Genomic DNA, 18,466 nt, shown 5'->3' on the forward strand with positions numbered 1-18,466 from the left:
CCGAGATGGATGTTCATTGATTGGGGTATTCGCCCTGATCGACGTTCAACCGGCGCCCTATAAAAACAAAAGTCTCGGGAGAAAACGCATGTTTGCATTGTTACGTCGGTCCACCCTTTGCCTCGCGGTTGTCTTCAGTACCGCTGTGCTCGCAATGCCTGCCTTTGCCCTGGATACGGTCAAGTTCATGGCCCCCGGTTCGGTGGGCGGTGGTTATGACCAGACCGCCCGTGTTCTGGGCAAAGCCTTGATTGAAGCCAACACCGCCAAATCCGCTACCTTCGAAAACAAAGGGGGCGCGGGGGGCACGCTGGGACTGGCGCAGTTTGCCAACAGCACTAAAGGCGACCCGAATGCGCTGCTGGTGGTCGGCGCGATCATGGTCGCTGGCATTGAGCAAAACAATCCGCAGATTACCTTGAAAGATGTGACGCCGATTGCCCGCCTCTTTACCGAGTACAACGTGATTGCAGTGCGCAAGGAGTCCGAATTCAAAACCCTGGAGGACTTGCTGAAAGTCTTTAAAGATAAACCGACCAGTATTTCCTGGGGCGGTGGCTCCAAGGGGTCGATCGATCACATTGGCATTGCCGAATTGGCCGCGAAAATGGGTATTCCGGTCAACAAGGTCAATTACGTGGCCTTCGCGGGCGGGGGTGAAGTGGTTGCCCAGGCATTGGGGGGGCAGATCAAAGTCATCACCGGCGGTTACGCCGAACTGGGCCAGTACATCAGGAATGGTCAGTTCCGTGTGCTCGCCATCGGTGCACCGGAGCGCGTTGCAGGCATCGATGCGCCGACGCTTAAAGAAAGCGGGTATGACGTGATCATCGGCAATTGGCGGGGTGTTTACGGTGCCGCGAACCTCACGCCCGAGCAACGCAAGGAAGTGACCGACGCCGTTGTCGCCGCCGCCAACAGCAAAGTCTGGAAAGACAATATCGAAACCAACAAATGGTCACCCAACATCCTGACCGGTGACGACTTTGGCAAATTCGTCGACGCGGAGCATGTGCGGCTGCGGGCGATGCTGGTCGAGGTAGGGCTGGTCAAACCATGAGTCAATCGCGCGCAATCGTGCCGGTGCAACTGGCGATAGGCGTCGGTGTGATCGCCATCAGCGCCATGCTGGCCTACGGCGCCTTTCTGTTCCCCGAAGAAATGGGGTTCGTCATCCTTGGCGCGTACGTCTATCCCTATGCCGTGGCGGTATTCCTCGCAGGCGTGGGCGTGGTACTGAGCTATCAGGCCGTCACCGGCGGGTTTCGCGAACTGGCGGACCACGAAGACGAGTCCGCCAAGGCTTTGCCCGGCGGCAAGGCCGGTGTGGCGTGGGTGACGGGGGGGCTGTTGGGGGTGGCCGTGCTGATCAATCTGATCGGCTTCGTCCTGGCGGCCGCGCTGTTGTTTGCCTGTTCGGCGCGGGGCTTCGGCAGTCGCCATCCGCTGCGCGATCTCGCCATCGGCATTGCCCTGACGCTACCGATTTACTGGCTGTTCAATGCCGGGCTGGGGGTTTCCCTTCCGCCGCTTGTCAACGCCTGGATCTGATTCGGGCCGCAGGAGATCAACAGGGTGGATATTCTCGCAAGCCTGGCAATGGGTTTTTCCTCGGCCCTGACGCCAATCAATCTGATGTGGGGGTTCATTGGCTGCCTGCTCGGCACCGCCATCGGTGTCTTGCCGGGCATCGGGCCGGCGCTGACCGTGGCGCTGTTGCTGCCCATTACTGCGAAGGTCGATCCCACCGGCGCGCTGATCATGTTCGCCGGCATCTACTACGGCGCTCAATTTGGCGGTTCGACGACGTCCATTTTGCTCAATACCCCGGGGGAATCGTCTTCCATGGTCACGGCCCTGGAAGGCAACCTCATGGCCCGCAATGGCCGGGCAGGACCGGCCCTGGCCACGGCGGCCATCGGCTCTTTTGTGGCGGGCACTATCGCCACGGTTCTGCTGACCTTGTTTGCGCCCATTGTGGCGAAACTGGCACTGAATTTTGGGCCTGCGGAGTATTTCGCGATTCTGGTGCTGTCGTTTACAACGGTGTCGGCGGTGCTCGGGGCGTCCATGTTGCGTGGCTTTGCATCTCTGGGGATTGGCTTGACCGTCGGTTTGATCGGGCTGGACTCGACCTCGGGTATCGCTCGCTACACCTTGGGCGTGCCGGAATTGGTCGATGGCATCGAAGTCGTGCTGGTGGCGGTCGGGTTGTTTGCGGTGGGCGAGGCGTTGTACAGCCTGCTGTATCAGAAGGAAGAGGCTACTGGCCGACACCGCATGACCTCGTTGTGGATGACGCGCGCCGATTGGAAGCGCTCGGTTCCGGCGTGGCTGCGAGGGACGCTGATCGGTTTTCCCTTCGGCTCGATTCCGGCCGGTGGCGCGGAGATCCCGACATTCCTGTCGTATTCCACCGAGCGCAAGCTGAGCAAATACCCGAAAGAATTTGCCGCCAGCAAAGGCGAGGGCGCCATTGAGGGCGTCGCCGGCCCTGAAGCGGCGAACAACGCGAGTGCCACCGGTTCGTTGGTGCCGTTACTGACCCTCGGAATCCCGACGTCCGCCACCGCAGCCATCCTGTTGGCGGCGTTCCAGAACTACAACCTGCAACCGGGGCCGATGCTGTTTGAAACCTCGGGTGAACTGGTCTGGACCCTGGTGGCCTCGCTGTACATTGGCAACGTCATCCTGCTGGTGCTGAACCTGCCGTTAGTGGGGCTCTGGGTGAAGCTGTTGCAAATCCCGCGGCCGTACCTGAACGCCGGGATCCTGGTGTTCGCCACCATCGGCGTGTACGGCATGCGTCACTCATCTTTCGACCTGTTGCTGATGCTGGCGATCGGGTGGGGCGGGGTGTTGATGCGGCGATTCGACTTCCCCGTCGCCCCGGTAATCGTGGGCATGCTGCTGGGGCCGATGGCGGAAAAACAACTGCGTAACGCGTTGTCGATCAGCGAGGGCGACTGGACGGTGTTTCTGACGCAACCGATTTCCGCTGCGTTTCTGGCGTTGACGTTGCTGGTGCTGCTGGTCCCGCATCTGCTGCATGCCAGGGGCATCAAGTTGCATGAGGATGATTGAGCCAACGCCAGAGGGGGTAACGAGTTCATGTACGAATCCGGTGAACCCGGGATCGGTACTGGTCGATGCAAAGGAACGCCCCGGAAAGTGCGTTCCTGGTATTTCAAAGCTTGCGAAATCAAACGCGCGATGCTGTTCGACAGCTCGAATGCCTGAAGCGCGGTTATGTCCCTTTGGCGACATCTACTGGCTTGTTAGCGTTAGTCGGCAATCCGCTGGCGCGTTAGAGTCGAGGCACTGTTCCTCGCCACCGCCGGATGCCACCGATGACCCGCCCCCGTTTTTTGCCCGACAACTTCACCCTGACCCTGATCGGCGTGGTCGTTCTCGCCAGCCTGCTACCCGCCAGCGGCCAGGTCGCGGTCGGTTTTGGCTGGCTGACCAACCTCGCCATTGCCCTGTTGTTTTTTCTGCATGGCGCCAAGCTGTCCCGCGAGTCGATCATCGCCGGGGCCGGCCACTGGCGCCTGCATTTGTTGGTGTTCGGCCTGACGTTTGTCCTGTTCCCCTTGCTCGGACTGGCGCTCAAACCCTTGCTGTCGCCGATGATCGGCGCCGACCTGTACATGGGCATGCTTTACCTCTGCGCGTTGCCCGCAACAGTGCAGTCGGCCATTGCGTTCACCTCCCTGGCGCGCGGGAATATCCCGGCGGCGATTTGCAGTGCGGCGGCCTCCAGCCTGTTCGGGATTTTCCTCACGCCGTTGCTGGTGACGTTACTGCTGGACGTGCACGGTGATGGCGGCTCGACGCTCGATGCAATTGTGAAAATCAGCGTGCAACTGTTGCTGCCGTTCATTGCCGGGCAGATCGCCCGACGCTGGATCGGCGCTTGGGTCGCGCGCAACAAGAGTTGGCTGAAGTTCGTTGATCAGGGCTCGATCCTGTTAGTGGTCTACGGCGCGTTCAGCGAGGCGGTGATCGAAGGCATCTGGCATCAGATACCGCTCTGGGGACTGGCCGGGCTGGTGGCCGTTTGCTGCATTTTGCTGGCGCTGGTCTTGTTGGCGTCCACCGTGCTGGGCAAGGCGTTCGGCTTCAATCAGGAAGACCGCATCACCATCCTGTTCTGCGGTTCGAAAAAGAGCCTGGCCACCGGCGTGCCGATGGCTCAGGTGTTGTTCGCCGGCAGCACCATTGGCGTGTTAATCCTGCCGTTGATGCTGTTCCACCAGATTCAACTGATGGTCTGCGCCGTGTTGGCGCAGCGCTACGCCAATCGTCCGGAAACGGTCGTCGAGCTGATGGCTCAGGTCGATCCCTGATTACCGGACGGGATGGCAACTATTGCCCGTCCACCAGGCGAGGCAGCTGCAACGGGTTGAAATCACGCAATGCCTCAGGCAACAACGCATCCGGAAAACCCTGGTAAGCCACCGGGCGCAAGAAGCGTTCGATTGAGGTCATGCCCACCGAAGTGAAGCGACTGTCCGAGGTCGCCGGAAACGGTCCTCCGTGAACAGTGGCGTGGGTCACTTCCTGCGGATGGGCGAAGGCGTTGACGACGATGCGTCCGGTTCTGCGCTCCAGCACCGGCAGCAAGCGTTGGGCCAGTGGCAAGTCAGTTGTCTCCAGGTGCAGGGCGGCGCTGAGTTGGCCCTGGAGCGAGCGGGCAATGGCGAGTAGTTCAGCCTCGTCCTCGACGGTCACCAGCAGCGCCGATGGACCGAAGACTTCCTGCGACAGTGTGGCTTCCTTGAGGAAGCGTTGGCCGGTGACCTCCAGCAGCGCCGATTGGCCGTCAACGTCCGCGCTGGCGGCGGTGCCTTCGGCGATGCGCTGCGCACCGGCGTTTTCCATCGCGGCCAGACCATTCAGGTAAGACGCATGGATCCCCGGCGTCAGCATCGTGCGGGCTGCGGCCTCGCTGACGCGCTGCACCATGGCCGCGCGCAGTGCTTCGAGACCGGCGCCTTTGATCGCGATCAGCAACGCGGGCCGGAGGCAGGCTTGCCCGACATTGACCAGCATGCGCTCGATAAAGCCGTCACCGATCTGCGCGCCGCGCTCGGCGAGTGCCGCGGGCAGGATGAACGTGGGATTGATGCTGGTCATTTCGGTGAACACCGGAATCGGATCGGGCCGCAGCTGTGCACGCCGATACAGCGCCATGCCGCCCTGTTCCGAGCCGGTAAACGTCACGGCTTTTATCAATGGATGATCGACCAGCGCTTCGCCGATGGTGTTGCCGCTGCCGCGCACCATCGAGAAAACCCCCTCGTGCAACCCGTGGTCCTGCACCGCCTTTTGGATGGCCCGTGCCTGGATTTCCGAAGCGCCGGGATGGGCGTTGTGCGCTTTGAGGATGACGGTCGCGCCGGCAGCCAGTGCCGAAGCGGTGTCGCCACCGGCCACCGAATAGGCGATCGGAAAGTTGCTCGCACCGAAAATGGCCACCGGGCCGATGGCCATTTTCTGCAGGCGATGGTCCATGCGCGGGCGAGGTTGGCGATCCGGTTGTGCCGGGTCGATGGCCAGTTGCAGGAAGCGGCCTTTGCGCACGACCTCGGCGAATTGACGAAACTGTGTGGCGGCCCTTGTTGCCTCGCCTTCCAGTTGCGCTTGCGGCAAGCCCGTCTCAAGTGCGGCCCGTGCCGCTAAATCAGTGCGGACGGCTTCGAGATTGTCGGCAATGCTCTCCAGAAACGCCGCGCGCCGTGCCAGCGACGTATGGCTGTAGCTGTCGAACGCCTCGTCAGCGAGTGTCGCCGCCTGGTGGACTTGCGCGACGCCGCCGAGGGCAAAATCCGGTTCGATCAACGTGTTGGTCGCAGGGTTGAGCGCCTTCATCGTTCCTTCGGTGGCCGCGACATCGTGCGTACCGATGATCAGGTTTCCTGTCAGTTTCTTCATCGGTCATTCCTGCCCTGCGAGGGTGGCTACGAGTTCGTCCGTGGTCACAATCGAATGGGCAAATGTGGGCCCGTTCAGCTCGTGGGCGGCGTGCATCATTTCCGGGCGGAAGGCGGCAGTCGCGTCACGCACCAGGGTGACGTGGTAACCCAGTTCCGACGCGTAGCGGGCAGTCGCTTCGATGCAGGTGTTGGCCAGCAGACCCACGATGATCACGTGGGTGATGCCTTTTTGCTTGAGGCGAAAATCCAGGTCGGTGTTGGCGAAACCGCTCGAACCCCAATGCTCCTGAACGACGATGTCACCGTCCTTCGGCGCGAAATCCGGATGCCATTCACCGCCCCATTCCCCGCGTGCAAAGTGGTGCATGTGCATGATCTTGCACTGGGTCGGTGTTGGATGGTCCCAGCCTTCGTAGTCGCCGTGTTCCCAGCGATGGTGCGGTACGATGACGACCGGAATGTCGAGGGCGCGAACCGTGCGATCGAGCGTGCGCAAGTTGTCGAGCAAGCCGACTTGCTCGGCGATCGGTTTGATCAAGGGGAAGACCTTGCCGTTTTCCGAGAGGAAATCGTTGTACGGATCGACCAGCAGATAGGCGGTCCTGTTGAGCGGATAAAGGGCGTTCGACATGACGATGTTCTCCACGAAAAGTTGAGTGACCGGTGCCGGGGACTTGCCTGGGCATCTTGTTAGTATGATAATCATAGTAATTGCGTAAGAGGCAAGTCCGTATGTCAATAAATACCAGTGTTCCCACCACTCTGTGCCCGATTTCCCGGGCCGAGGCGATCGTGGGCGACCGCTGGACCGTGCTGGTACTGCGTGAGTTGATTATGGGGAGTCATCGGTACGACGAGATCCAGGCGCAAACCGGCGGCACCCCGCAAATGGTCGCTGCACGCTTGAAGAGTCTGGAGGCTGACGGCCTGGTCGAACGCCGTCTCTACAATGAACGCCCGCCACGCTACGAATACCACCTGACCGAAAAAGGGCAGGCCTTTTACTCCGTAGTGCAGGCGTTGCGCGCTTGGGGGGAAACCTGGTGCAAGTCGCCGGAGGAAGGCCTGGCGGTGGTGTACACCCATAAAACCTGTGGCGAACCCGCAGGTTTAGGACCACTTTGCGATCATTGCGGTGAGTTGTTGCGTCGGGATGAGCTGATCAGTGAGCAGAGCGAAGCCTATGCCGCAGAACGACAAACGCGGCGTGAGGCTTTCAAAGCGAGTCGGAGCCAAGCGTAAGGAGGCGGTAACCGCCCTCCCTGCGCTTGCGAACGGGGAGGGCGTCGATCAAACGATCTGCGCTGTCAGAACTCAGGCGTGTATTTCACGCTGAACATCACGTTGCGTGGATCACCGTAGTTGTTGTTGCCATTGATCTGGTTGTAGGCCGCCGTGAAGTAAGTCTTGTCAAACAGGTTGTTGGCGTTCATCGCCAGCTCGATTTCCGGCGTGAGCTGGTAACCGACACGGGCATTCCACACGGTGTAACCCGGTACGTTGACGCTGTGGTCGTAACCAATCGTGTGGGTTTGAGCAACGAAGCCCAGGCCAGTGCTGACACGGTTCCAGTCGCCGCTGAACTGGTAGTTGCCCCAGACGCGCAGCATGTGTTTCGGCGTCCACCAGCTGAAGACTTTGCCTTCGTTGTCCGGGTCCTTAAGGTACTTGGTGGTGTTGTAGGTGTACCCCGCAAACAGTTGCAGACCGTCCAGCACTTCGCCGCTGATTTCGGCGTCGAGACCCTGGCTGCGCACTTTGCCGGATGCCTTCGAGCAGTACCAACCGTCGCAGATTTGCCCACCGTCCGTATCGAGAGTGGCCCGGTTTTCCTGGTCGTAACGGAACAAGGCCAGGGACGTATTGACCCGACCCTCCATCAACTCGCCCTTGAGACCCACTTCGTAGTTAGTGCCGATAATCGGTTTAACCACCGAGCCGCCGGTATCGCGTTCGGTTTGCGGTGTGAACACGTCGGTGTAGCTGGCATAGACCGCCCATTCGTGGCTCAGGTCATAGACGATGCCCGCGAAGGGGGTGACTTCGCCGTTTTCGTTACTGGTGCTTTCAGGATCGGCGGTGATGCTGGTCGCGTTCTGACCCCAGGATTTGTAGCTGTAGTCGTACCAGCTGACCCGAGAGCCGAGCACCAAGGTCAGCGGATCGATCGGCTTGACCCGCCAGCTGCCATACAGACCCTTTTGGCGGATGTCATATTTGCTCGGCGTCCCCCGACCTCCGGGGCTATTGAGCAAACCGTCGTAGCTGATTTCGGGACGGTCGTGATTGATGTCGAAGATAGTGTCGGTACTGTTATTGAAGGTCCGAGCGAATTTGTCATCCGAGGTGTACTTGGAGTAGTTGCCGCCCACCATGATTTCCTGCTGCATGGACAAGGCTTCGAACTTGCCGTTGAGGTTCATGTCCAGAGCGACTTTGGTGGAATCCATATCCGTCACGAAGTCAGCGTATTGCACGCCGCTGCCATCGGCATTGATGCCGGTGCCGCTGGATTGCACCCTTGTGTTCTTCGCCTTGTTGGTTTCAGTCATGCGCACGGCGCCGACCTTGAAGGCCCAATCGTCGTTGAATCGGTGTTCCAGGTCGGTGTAGAGCGTGGTGACATCGATATCCGAATGGTTCCACTTCGCCCCGGTGTAAGTCTTGCGCGGCAGGTCGACGGGTTTGCCGTCGGCGTAGCGCGGGAAGCCGCGGACATTGGAGCGTGATTCGCCGTCGGACTGGCTGACCGCCAGGCCCAGGGTGGTGGCTTCGCTCAGATCGAAGTCCAGCGCGCCATACAGCGAAGTGGTCTTGTACCACTCGGAATCGACAAACGAGTGGCTGTCGTCCTGGTCGGCAACCAGGCGTCCGCGGACTGTGCCGGCCTGGTTCAGCGGCCCGCCGGCGTCCAGCTGCAGACCGTAGTGATCCCAGGAGCCGGCCTTGCCGGTGAGGGTCACGGTCGGTGCGTTCTGGCCGCGTTTGCGCACCAGGTTGACGGCGCCGCCGGGGCTGCCGGTGCCTTGCAGCAAACCGGACGCGCCCCGCAGCACTTCCATGCGATCAAAGAAGATCAGGTCCTGCGTGGCCCAGTTGCCCAGCGCGTAAGTGTTGCGCGGGATCGGCACGCCGTCGTATTGCCAGTCATCGATCTGGAAACCGCGCGAGCTCAGAATCATGCCTCTGCCGACGCCTTGGGCACCGACCAGACCGGTGGTCTTGTTGGCCGCGTCCTTGAGATCGACGATATCCTGATCGTCCATCTGCTTACGGGTCATCACCGTGACCGACTGCGGAATTTCCTTGAGGGTGTGGGTGCCCTTGCCGATGGTCACGGCCCGCACGGCGTAGGAGCCTGAGCCTTCGGTGGTGGCGTCGGTGCTGTGTTCGACGATGTTGGTCACGCCCAGTTGCAATGCTGCGCTGTTGTCCGCGGCAGGCTCGACGCTGAAGTTACCTTGCCCGGTCACTTGCAATTGCAGGCCGCTGCCCGCCAATGCCTTCTGCATTGCCTGTTCCGCGGGCATCTGGCCGACCACCGCCGGCGCTTGTTTGCCCCGCACCAGCGAAGGCTCCAATGAAACGATGTGGCCGCTCTGGCTGGCGATGGCATTCAACGTGCTGGCGAGTGGGCCGGCCGGCAGGTTGAATGTCAGGTCTTGGGCCTGCGACAGGGCAGGGCTCGCCAGAGTTGCCAGGGCGACAGCGGCGGAAAGGGCATGGGGCCACGGGTTGAACACAGCGTTCTCCTGAAAATGTGGAAGTGTCAGGAGATAGGTGGGACGAGAATTGAAAACCGGACACGAATGAGAGTTATTTCCAAAAAAATTTTATCGGTGGGGCTATTTCGCACGGATCAGCGTCAGCCATGGGCTGTAGCGATCCACACGAATCGGCAGGGTTTCCGCCAGTGCCGTGAACACCCGATCCGGATCGTTCAACGGGAATACGCCCTGGACTCGCAAGTCGCGAACCTCGGGAGCCACGCGGACAAAGCCCCGGCTGTAAGGGCGTAGCGCATCGACGACGTGTTCCAGGGGATCGTCCAGCACGTTCAGTCGTCCGCTGAGCCAATCCGCGCGATGACGTTGATCTCCGGCCACTGGTGCAATTGTTCCTGCATACAGCAAGGCCGACTGACCTTCCTGCAGGTCGAGCGTCGTGCCGTCGAGCAGACGGGCTTCAACGGAATGCTGCAACACCACCACGCGAGTCGCGTCGTGTTCCTGAGCCACCAGGAAACGGGTGCCCAGTGCACGTATTTCACCCTGGGCGGTGCGCACCCGTAGCGGACGCTGGGGGTCGGCTGCGACCTGAATCACCAGTTCGCCGTGGCGCAGAATCACCAGCCTTTGCTTGTCATCGAAACGCAGGTCCGCCGCGCTGTTCGCGTTGAGGCTCAGGCGGCTGCCGTCGGCCAGCGTGAAATCCTGACGCTGGCCGCGCCCGGTGTGCAGATCCGCCAGCAGCGAGTCACCCAGCGGGCTGCGAATGCCGAGCCACGCGCCGCCACCCAGCAGGCCCAGGCCCGCGATCACGCGGAGCGCATCGCGGCGTGAGCCGTGGGGCTGCAGCAGCAGTTGCCGCGCTTCGCCGGCCTGACCGGGCAAACGCCGATCCAGGGCACGAATCGTGTTGAAGGAAGCCCCGAGACGTTCCTGCAAGGTGGCCCAGGCCCGGGCATGGGCGGGGTTCATCGCCAGCCATGTGTTGAACCGTTCTTGCAGTGCGGCATCGGGTTTGCCGGCACGAAGGCTCACCATCCAGTCAATGGCCTGCTCGCTGACCGGATCAAGGCGCGGCTTGCTCATGGCGTCAACTCGCTCAGATAGCACTGACGCAATGCCTGTTTCATGTAACGGCTGACCGTGCGCTCCGAAAGCCCCAGCTTGTCAGCAATCGCCACGTAGCTCAGACCGTCCAGTTGGCTGTAGAGGAACGTGGCTTTGACGACCATTGGCAAGCCATCGAGTGCCCGATCGATAGCGACCAGGGCCTCGATCAGCTGCAACTGTTCTTCAGGGGAGGGGGCGAACGATTCAGGCAACGTGGACAGGCGTTCGAGGTAGGCCAGTTCCAGCTTGCGCCGGCGATGACGATCAAAGATCAATCGTCGGGCAATGGTCGACAGGTACGCGCGCGGTTGTTCGATGCTGTCGGGGTCTACGCGGGCTGTCAGCATCTGGCAAAACGTATCGGCGGCGGTGTCCTCAGCGTCCGCGTGATTGCGCAGGCGCCGCTGGATATGCTGCAGCAGCCAACGATGATGGTCGCTGAAAAAGAAGCCCAGCTTGCTGGTCTGAGGAGGTTGCACCGGTTGGCTTTCCAGATGTTAGTGTGAATCGTTCTCAATACTACCTTTGAGAGGATCGTCACTGCAATCTCTGACTTCGCCGATGGCGGGGCGGGATGAATGCCCGCCCGTGCTTCTTGATGTATCGTCTTCCGGCAAGGAGTTGAGACTGTGCACGGAGCCCACATGACATTGACCACCGAAACACTAATCGAAATGGCCATGACCAACCCGGCCAACGCCGAGATTGCCCGGCGCCTGCCTGCGCTCGGGATGAACCAGTGCATGCTGACCGCAGGCTGCCTGTTTCAGGCGGTCTGGAACCATCAGTCCGGCCGGCCTGCCGCGTGGGGCATCAAGGATTACGACGTGTTCTACTTTGATGAAGACGAATCGTGGGACGCCGAAAACGAAGTCATCCTGGCGGCGCGAGCGCTCTTTCACGACCTTGACGTGAACATCGAAATCAAGAACCAGGCACGGGTCCATCGCTGGTACGAGCGGCGGTTCGGCAGGCCGTACCCGAAGCTGAAGTCGGCGAAGGACGGCATCGACCGGTATCTGATTGCGGGAACGTGCATCGGCCTCGATGTGGTGAGCGGCGAGGTGTACGCGCCTTACGGTTTGGGCGATGTCGCTGACGGGCTGTTACGGATCAATCCGCTCAATCATCAGCCTGATCTGTTCGTGCAGAAAGCCGAAAGTTATCAGGCTCGCTGGCCTTGGCTGACGATTGTCGACACTGACGCTATTCCTGATTGAAGTAAAAGGGGACAGGGCTCGAATACCCCATCCCCTCCATCACGTAACAATCAGAACTTGAACGCCTGACGCCCTACCAACAACCATTTGCCTTTCTGCTTCTGCCAGATCTGGAAATTCTCGATTTCGGTCGGAATCACCTCGGCGCCTTTCAGCGCCTGTGCCGAGAAATGGTTGCGGACCAGCGCGACGTCACCGGACAGGGTGATGGTCTGGTTTTGCATTTCCAGGGTCTTGAAGGCGCTGCGACCGGTTTCGATGTCGGCGATGTATTCCTGTTTGTTCTGGATTTTGCCGCTGGAATGCCCGTAGGTCAGGTTCTCCGCGGTCAGTGCGTTCAGTTCGGCAATGTTCTTTTTCAGCATCGCCTGGGTCAGGTGGTCGACGGCCTGGGCGACATCTTTCTCGCCGGAGGACGAGGCTGCCGCCACGTATCCACTGAAGAGGCACAGAAAACCGATCAGCAATTTCGCTTTTTTCATTGGGTGTTTCCTTGTTGTTGTGGGTGATCGAGTGGCGGATATAGATTCATTCGTCAGTCGTCGTACAACCTAGCATGCACTGAGAAAAAAGCGAACATGGCCGGGCGGGTAATACCGCATGTCGTAAAACCCCGCCCGAATGCAAATAGCCTTCAATTGCACTGTGATGCAGTCGATAACCTGTTCAGAAGCCATCCGCGAATGGCTGTACCCAACTGACAGGGGACCCACAGAGTGTCGATAAAACTACGTTTGATCCTGCTGATAGGCACCGGTCTGCTCACGGCGTTGATCATGAGCCTGGTCAGTTACTTGGGAAATTCGCAAATGGCGACCGCGGTGAATGACAACGAGGTCAGCATGGCCGCGCTGCGCAATCACCTTGAAGCCGACATGATGCACGACGCGTTACGCGCGGATGTGCTGTTGGCGATGGTCGTCGGGCTGGGCAAAAGCACCAGCACCCCTGCCGAAGTGCGCAGTTCCATCGAGGAACACGCCTCGCACTTTCGTGAAGTGCTGGGTGAAAACCTCAAACTGCCGGTCAACGACACCATCAAGGCTGGCCTGAACAAGATCAAACCGAGCCTCGACACCTACATCAGTGCCGCCGAGCGCATCGTCGGGCTGGCGCTGGAAAACCCGGATGCCGCGCAAAAGGAACTGGGCACGTTCAACACGGTGTTCAGCCAACTGGAAGACCAGATGGCCGCCCTCAGCGAGCTGATCGAGACCAACACTCAACAGACCAGCGCAGGCACGCAGCACGCCATCAGTAACGCCAACGTCACGCTCGGTATTGTGCTCGTCGTCAGTCTGTTGCTGCTGATTGCCCAGGGCCGCTGGGTGATCCTGAGCATCATGGGACCGTTGCGAACCGCCAGCCGTATTGCCGAGAGCATCGCCCACGGCAACCTCAGCGAACCCATTGTCGAACCCACCCGCAATGACGAAGCCAGCGCACTGATTCGCAGCCTCGCGACCATGCAACGTGACTTGCGCGGCATGATCGAAGTCGTGCGCAGCAACGCCCACGGCGTCAGCGGCATGAGCGCGCAATTGAGCGACGGTTGCCACGAAGTCGCTGGCAGCAGCCAGCAGCAAAGCGCCGCCGCCAGCACCATGGCCGCCGCCGCGAGTGAAATGACCGCGAGCATCGAAGAAATCACCCGGCACGCCGAGCGTGCGCTGAACATGGCCAACCAGGCCGAGACGCTGGCCAAGGACGGTGGTCGGGTGATCCATCAGGTGGTCAATGACATGGACGGGATCGCGCGTTCGGCACAGCAGTCGGCACAGGTCATTCGCACGCTGGACAAGGATTCCGAGGCGATATTCAGCATCATCCAAGTGATCAAAGGCATTGCCGATCAAACCAACCTGTTGGCGCTCAACGCGGCCATCGAGGCGGCTCGCGCCGGTGAGCAGGGCCGTGGCTTTGCCGTGGTGGCCGACGAGGTCCGTAGCCTGGCGGGACGCACCAGCGCCTCGACCCAGGAAATTGCCGCGATGGTTTCACGCATCCAGCAAAGCACCCGCGAAGCCGTCACCAGCATGGAGGCGGGCGTCGCGCAGGTCGACAAGGGCATGGCCGTGACCGCCGACGTCGAACGCGCCATCCGCGAAATTCTCGAGGCCACGCTGAACACCACGCAACTGGTGAATGACATCTCCCGCACGATTGGTGAGCAGAGCCTGGCGAGCAATGAAATAGCGCATCAGGTGGAGATGATTGCGGGCATGTCCGAAGGCAACAGCAAGGTCATTGGCCAGACGGCTTCGACCACGGATGATTTGTCGGCGCTGGCGGGCAAGTTGTCGCAATCGGTGGATCGGTTCAGGCTGTGAAGCGGCGTCTGACCTGACGCCATCGCGGGCAAGCCCGCTCCCACAAGGTCCGTGTCGAGCCTGACTACTGCGTACGACACGGTTCCTGTGGGAGCGGGCTTGCCCGCGATGGCAATCGCTCAGGCAAAACAGAACGAATGGCCTAGAGATACTTATCCGTCACCGCCCCCTCCGAAGCACTGGAAACAGTCTCCCACAAGGTCCGTGTCGAGCCTGACTACTGCGTACGACACGGTTCCTGTGGGAGCGGGCTTGCCCGCGATGGCAATCGCTCAGGCAAAACAGAACGAATGGTCTAGAGATACTTATCCGTCACAGCACCCTCGGAGGCACTGGAAACAGTCTTCGCATACTTGGCCAACACCCCGCGTTTGTACTTCGATTCCGGCCGCACCCAGCGGGTCTTGCGCTCGGCCAGTTCAGCATCGGAAACATCCACGGTGATCTGCCGGCTTTCGGCATCGATGGTGATTTTGTCGCCGTCTTCGATCAGCGCAATCGGCCCGCCATCAAAGGCTTCCGGTGTAATGTGCCCCACCACAAATCCGTGTGAACCACCGGAAAAGCGGCCGTCGGTAATCAACGCAACGTCCTTGCCCAAGCCCTTGCCCATGACCGCCGACGTCGGCGAGAGCATTTCACGCATGCCCGGGCCGCCCTTGGGCCCTTCGTAGCGAATCACGATCACCTCGCCCGCTTTCACTTCGCCGTTGAGAATCCCGGCCAATGCGCCTTCTTCGCCGTGGTAGACCCGCGCCGTGCCTTCAAAGCGCAGACCTTCCTTGCCGGTGATCTTGGCCACCGCGCCGGTGGGCGAAAGGTTGCCGCGCAGCACTACCAGGTGCGAGTCCTTTTTCACCGGCTGGTCGAAGGGCAGAATCACGTCCTGGCCGTCGGGATAATCCGCCACATTTTCGAGGTTTTCCGCGAGGGTCTTGCCGGTCACCGTCATCGCATCACCATGCAGCATGCCGGCCGCGAGCATGCGCTTCATCAGCGGTTGAATGCCGCCGATGGCAACCAGTTCGCTCATCATGTATTTGCCGCTGGGGCGCAAGTCGGCCACTACGGGGGAGACCTTGCCCAGCTCGACGAAATCATCTAGCGTCAACTCGACATCCACCGCATGCGCCATGGCCAACAGATGCAGCACGGCATTGGTCGAGCCGGCGAGGGCGATGACCACGCGGATCGCATTTTCAAAGGCTTTGCGGGTCATGATGTCCCGCGGTTTGAGGTCCAGCTTCAACAACGCCATGACCTGCTGGCCGGCGCGGAAGCTGTCCGAGGCCTTGTCGCTGCCGACCGCATCTTGAGAACTCGAACCGGGCAGGCTCATGCCCAGCGCTTCAATGGCCGAGGCCATGGTGTTGGCCGTGTACATGCCGCCACAGGAGCCAGGGCCGGGAATCGCCACTTCTTCGATCTGCTTGACCTGGATTTCGTTGATGTCGCCACGCGCATTCTGGCCCACGGCTTCGAACACGGAGATGATGTCGGTGTGGCCGGCGCCGGGCCGAATCGTCCCGCCATAGACGAAGATGGAAGGGCGGTTCAGCCGCGCCATGCCGATCAGGCAGCCCGGCATGTTCTTGTCGCAGCCGCCCACGGTCACCAGGCCATCGAAGCCTTCGCAACCGGCCACGACCTCGATGGAATCGGCAATCACCTCGCGCGATACCAACGAATACTTCATGCCTTCCGTGCCGTTGGCGATGCCGTCGGAAATCGTGATGGTGTTGAAAATGACGCCCTTGGCCCCGGCGGCATTCGCGCCTTTTTCCGCCTCGATCGCCAGTTTGTCGATGTGCATGTTGCACGGCGTCACCATCGCCCAGGTCGAGGCGATGCCGATCTGCGGTTTCTTGAAGTCCTCGTCGGTGAAACCCACCGCCCGCAGCATCGAGCGACCGGGCGCACGCTCCACGCCATCGACCACTTGAGAGGAATATTTGCGCAGATCGTCTTTAATAACCATGACTGCTCCTCACCGGCTCATCGAAAAAAACAGGTTGAGTATAGTGGCCCCGGCGCGCGTGTCCGGACTATCAGGTCGGGAACAGACGCGCGGGTTTGCTCCAGCGTGATATTCTTCGCCTCAACTTGGTTTGACCTATTCAGTTTGCGTGTCCTCGAGACGCGCCAACAGAATCACTGTCGCTCAAGTAGCTGAAGCCAATAACGATAAAAAGTCAGTTCAGTAGGGACATATAAACTGAGGTCGATGGATCACGTCGGCCTTGTGTGCCCACCCTCCAATCGTCATGCGCGAGAACCCGCGGCATCTGCCTGTATGCCGTGAAACAAGGGGCTCGTGAAGTGAAGATGGAAGGGCGGATGGCGTTTTATCATAGGTGCTACAGATGTTTAAAAAAGTGAATACGGCCCTGCTGGGGCTGGCTTTGTCGATGGGGATCACTTCCGTCCACGCGGAAGAGGCAAAGAAAGTCGATGTACTGCTGATCGGCGGCGGCATCATGAGCGCGACCCTCGGTGTCTGGCTCAATGAGCTGGAACCTGGCACTTCGATGGAAATGATCGAGCGCCTCGACGGCGTCGCCCTGGAAAGCTCCAACGGCTGGAACAACGCCGGTACCGGTCACTCCGCCCTGGCCGAGTTGAACTACACCCCGGAAGACGAGAACGGCAAAGTCTCGATCCCGAAAGCCGTTGAAATCAACGAAGCGTTCCAGATCTCCCGTCAATTCTGGGCCTGGCAGGTTCAGCAAGGCGTGCTGAAGAACCCGCGCTCGTTCATCAACTCCACACCGCACATGAGCTTTGTGTGGGGCGATGACAACATCAAGTTCCTGAAAAAGCGCTACGAAGCCCTGCAAGCGAGCCCGCTGTTCGCCGGCATGCAGTACTCGGAAGACCCGGCGCAGATCGCCAAGTGGGTTCCGCTGATGATGGAAGGGCGCGACCCGAACCAGAAAATCGCGGCCACCTGGTCCCCGATCGGCACCGACGTGAACTTCGGCGAGATCACCCGCCAGTTCGTTGCGCACCTGCAAACCACGCCGAAATTCGACTTGAAACTGTCTAGCGAAGTGCAAGACATCACCAAGAACGAAGACGGCACCTGGCGCGTCAGCTACAAAAACTTGAAAGACGGCACTAAGTCCGAAACCGACGCCAAGTTCGTGTTCATCGGCGCGGGCGGCGGTGCACTGCACCTGCTGCAAAAGTCCGGCATTCCTGAAGCCAAGGAATACGCAGGCTTCCCGGTCGGCGGTTCGTTCCTCGTCACCGAAAACCCGACCATCGCCGAGCAACACCTGGCCAAGGCTTACGGCAAAGCCTCGGTTGGCGCACCGCCAATGTCGGTTCCGCACCTGGACACCCGTGTCCTGGACGGCAAGCGCGTCATCCTGTTCGGCCCATTCGCGACCTTCAGCACCAAGTTCCTCAAAGAAGGCTCGTACCTGGACCTGCTGACCACCACCACCACGCACAACGTGTGGCCAATGACCAAGGTCGGCATCAAGGAATACCCGCTGGTCGAGTACCTTGCCGGTCAGCTGATGCTGTCGGATGAAGACCGCCTCAACGCCCTGAAAGAATACTTCCCGAACGCCAAGGCTGAAGACTGGCGCCTGTGGCAAGCCGGCCAGCGCGTGCAAATCATCAAGCGTGATGAAGCCGCCGGTGGCGTGCTGAAACTGGGCACCGAAATCGTAGCTTCCGCAGACGGCTCGATTGCTGGCCTGCTGGGCGCTTCGCCAGGCGCTTCAACGGCTGCACCGATCATGCTGACCGTGCTGCAGAAAGTGTTCAAGGACAAGGTCGCGTCCCCAGCCTGGCAGGAAAAACTGCACCAGATCGTGCCGAGCTATGGCACCCAGCTGAATGGCAGTCCTGAGAAGGTTGCACAAGAGTGGGCTTACACCGCCAAGGTCTTGCAACTGACCCCGCCACCGGCGATCGGTCAGGTTGCGGCCCCGGCTGCTGCTCCGGCTGAAGCGCCAAAGGCGCCGAAGGCCAATGCTGCTAGCGATATGGCTCTGTAACTGGAAGCCTGATCAAAAAGCCCACTGGATCGGCGACGGTCCAGTGGGTTTTTTTGTGTCCGAGATTCAGCTTTTTCGGATCACACAACCTCCTCACCTGGTGAGCAGGCTGTGGCGAGGGGCTTGCCC

The 18,466-nt window shown here is 60.3% G+C and carries 15 protein-coding genes and 1 pseudogene; 9 read left to right on the forward strand and 7 right to left on the reverse strand.

What is annotated here, in order from left to right; translation table 11 throughout:
* The first annotated feature begins 88 nt into the window (after positions 1-88).
* The 4 genes from F8N43_RS02625 to F8N43_RS02640 all read left to right on the forward strand — a co-directional run bounded on the left by F8N43_RS02625 (position 89) and on the right by F8N43_RS02640 (position 4,349).
* A complete protein-coding gene (locus tag F8N43_RS02625; RefSeq protein WP_150653150.1) occupies positions 89-1,060 on the forward strand; it encodes a Bug family tripartite tricarboxylate transporter substrate binding protein in 972 nt (323 codons plus the stop codon).
* Entirely contained in the window at positions 1,057-1,551 is a 495-nt protein-coding gene (locus F8N43_RS02630; protein ID WP_150632049.1) for a tripartite tricarboxylate transporter TctB family protein, read from the forward strand. Before F8N43_RS02625 ends, F8N43_RS02630 begins: the two co-directional genes overlap by 4 nt.
* A 24-nt stretch (positions 1,552-1,575) precedes the next feature.
* The gene (locus F8N43_RS02635; protein ID WP_150632050.1) at positions 1,576-3,084 is read left to right on the forward strand and encodes a tripartite tricarboxylate transporter permease; all 1,509 of its coding nucleotides are present in this window, start codon (positions 1,576-1,578) and stop codon (positions 3,082-3,084) included.
* A 266-nt stretch (positions 3,085-3,350) separates the two neighbouring features.
* A complete protein-coding gene (locus F8N43_RS02640; protein ID WP_150653151.1) occupies positions 3,351-4,349 on the forward strand; it encodes a bile acid:sodium symporter family protein in 999 nt (332 codons plus the stop codon).
* 19 nt (positions 4,350-4,368) lie between these two features.
* Here the strand turns inward: F8N43_RS02640 and F8N43_RS02645 are convergent, their stop codons facing one another.
* Both F8N43_RS02645 and F8N43_RS02650 read right to left on the reverse strand, forming a co-directional pair.
* The gene (locus F8N43_RS02645; protein ID WP_150638545.1) at positions 4,369-5,937 is read right to left on the reverse strand and encodes an aldehyde dehydrogenase (NADP(+)); all 1,569 of its coding nucleotides are present in this window, start codon (positions 5,935-5,937) and stop codon (positions 4,369-4,371) included.
* A 3-nt stretch (positions 5,938-5,940) separates the two neighbouring features.
* Positions 5,941-6,570: an isochorismatase family cysteine hydrolase gene (locus tag F8N43_RS02650; RefSeq protein WP_150638543.1), complete on the reverse strand. Its 630-nt coding sequence runs from the start codon at positions 6,568-6,570 to the stop codon at positions 5,941-5,943.
* A 101-nt stretch (positions 6,571-6,671) separates the two neighbouring features.
* Here F8N43_RS02650 and F8N43_RS02655 point away from each other — a divergent pair, with 101 nt between their 5' ends.
* Positions 6,672-7,181, forward strand: coding sequence for a winged helix-turn-helix transcriptional regulator (locus tag F8N43_RS02655; protein WP_150653152.1), 510 nt, complete (start codon positions 6,672-6,674; stop codon positions 7,179-7,181).
* Positions 7,182-7,246: 65 nt separating this feature from the next.
* Here F8N43_RS02655 and F8N43_RS02660 read toward each other — a convergent pair whose 3' ends face one another.
* The 3 genes from F8N43_RS02660 to F8N43_RS02670 form a co-directional block, all read right to left on the reverse strand.
* Complete coding sequence (locus tag F8N43_RS02660) at positions 7,247-9,682, reverse strand: TonB-dependent siderophore receptor (protein WP_150653153.1); 2,436 nt, start codon at positions 9,680-9,682, stop codon at positions 7,247-7,249.
* A 102-nt stretch (positions 9,683-9,784) separates the two neighbouring features.
* A complete protein-coding gene (locus F8N43_RS02665) occupies positions 9,785-10,753 on the reverse strand; it encodes a FecR domain-containing protein (protein WP_150653154.1) in 969 nt (322 codons plus the stop codon).
* Positions 10,750-11,256 carry a sigma-70 family RNA polymerase sigma factor gene (locus tag F8N43_RS02670; protein WP_150632057.1) on the reverse strand — a complete coding sequence of 169 codons (507 nt, stop codon included), beginning with the start codon at positions 11,254-11,256 and terminating at the stop codon, positions 10,750-10,752. Before F8N43_RS02670 ends, F8N43_RS02665 begins: the two co-directional genes overlap by 4 nt.
* Positions 11,257-11,421: 165 nt before the next feature.
* Between F8N43_RS02670 and F8N43_RS02675 the strand changes: the two genes are divergently transcribed.
* A complete protein-coding gene (locus tag F8N43_RS02675) occupies positions 11,422-11,997 on the forward strand; it encodes a nucleotidyltransferase family protein (RefSeq protein ID WP_150653155.1) in 576 nt (191 codons plus the stop codon).
* Positions 11,998-12,047: 50 nt separating this feature from the next.
* On the opposite strand, the gene F8N43_RS02680 is transcribed toward F8N43_RS02675, so the two are convergent.
* Complete coding sequence (locus tag F8N43_RS02680; RefSeq protein WP_150638535.1) at positions 12,048-12,479, reverse strand: nuclear transport factor 2 family protein; 432 nt, start codon at positions 12,477-12,479, stop codon at positions 12,048-12,050.
* A gap of 234 nt (positions 12,480-12,713) precedes the next feature.
* On the opposite strand from F8N43_RS02680, the pseudogene F8N43_RS29825 reads away from it, so the two are divergent.
* Positions 12,714-13,469: pseudogene (locus F8N43_RS29825) on the forward strand (MCP four helix bundle domain-containing protein); the annotation flags it as partial.
* Positions 13,470-13,601: 132 nt separating this feature from the next.
* A complete protein-coding gene (locus F8N43_RS29830; RefSeq protein WP_407013083.1) occupies positions 13,602-14,327 on the forward strand; it encodes a methyl-accepting chemotaxis protein in 726 nt (241 codons plus the stop codon).
* 295 nt (positions 14,328-14,622) lie between these two features.
* Here F8N43_RS29830 and ilvD read toward each other — a convergent pair whose 3' ends face one another.
* Complete coding sequence (gene ilvD, locus F8N43_RS02690; RefSeq protein ID WP_150653156.1) at positions 14,623-16,305, reverse strand: dihydroxy-acid dehydratase; 1,683 nt, start codon at positions 16,303-16,305, stop codon at positions 14,623-14,625.
* 385 nt (positions 16,306-16,690) lie between these two features.
* On the opposite strand from ilvD, the gene mqo reads away from it, so the two are divergent.
* Positions 16,691-18,337 (forward strand): malate dehydrogenase (quinone), encoded by a 1,647-nt coding sequence (mqo, locus tag F8N43_RS02695; protein ID WP_150653157.1) that lies wholly within the window; start codon positions 16,691-16,693, stop codon positions 18,335-18,337.
* Positions 18,338-18,466 lie beyond the last annotated feature (129 nt).

The sequence above is a fragment of the Pseudomonas fluorescens genome (assembly GCF_902498065.1).
Lineage (GTDB): Bacteria > Pseudomonadota > Gammaproteobacteria > Pseudomonadales > Pseudomonadaceae > Aquipseudomonas > Aquipseudomonas fluorescens_BJ.

Bases quoted from the DNA above. Each gene is read 5' to 3' on its own strand.
- F8N43_RS02675 (WP_150653155.1), top strand. From the start codon at position 11,422: ATGACATTGACCACCGAAACACTAATCGAAATGGCCATGACCAACCCG.
- F8N43_RS29830 (WP_407013083.1), top strand. From the start codon at position 13,602: ATGGCCGCCGCCGCGAGTGAAATGACCGCGAGCATCGAAGAAATCACC.
- F8N43_RS02625 (WP_150653150.1), top strand. From the start codon at position 89: ATGTTTGCATTGTTACGTCGGTCCACCCTTTGCCTCGCGGTTGTCTTC.
- F8N43_RS02680 (WP_150638535.1), bottom strand. From the start codon at position 12,479: ATGAAAAAAGCGAAATTGCTGATCGGTTTTCTGTGCCTCTTCAGTGGA.
- F8N43_RS02665 (WP_150653154.1), bottom strand. From the start codon at position 10,753: ATGAGCAAGCCGCGCCTTGATCCGGTCAGCGAGCAGGCCATTGACTGG.
- mqo (WP_150653157.1), top strand. From the start codon at position 16,691: ATGTTTAAAAAAGTGAATACGGCCCTGCTGGGGCTGGCTTTGTCGATG.
- ilvD (WP_150653156.1), bottom strand. From the start codon at position 16,305: ATGGTTATTAAAGACGATCTGCGCAAATATTCCTCTCAAGTGGTCGAT.
- F8N43_RS02655 (WP_150653152.1), top strand. From the start codon at position 6,672: ATGTCAATAAATACCAGTGTTCCCACCACTCTGTGCCCGATTTCCCGG.
- F8N43_RS02650 (WP_150638543.1), bottom strand. From the start codon at position 6,570: ATGTCGAACGCCCTTTATCCGCTCAACAGGACCGCCTATCTGCTGGTC.
- F8N43_RS02640 (WP_150653151.1), top strand. From the start codon at position 3,351: ATGACCCGCCCCCGTTTTTTGCCCGACAACTTCACCCTGACCCTGATC.
- F8N43_RS02645 (WP_150638545.1), bottom strand. From the start codon at position 5,937: ATGAAGAAACTGACAGGAAACCTGATCATCGGTACGCACGATGTCGCG.
- F8N43_RS02630 (WP_150632049.1), top strand. From the start codon at position 1,057: ATGAGTCAATCGCGCGCAATCGTGCCGGTGCAACTGGCGATAGGCGTC.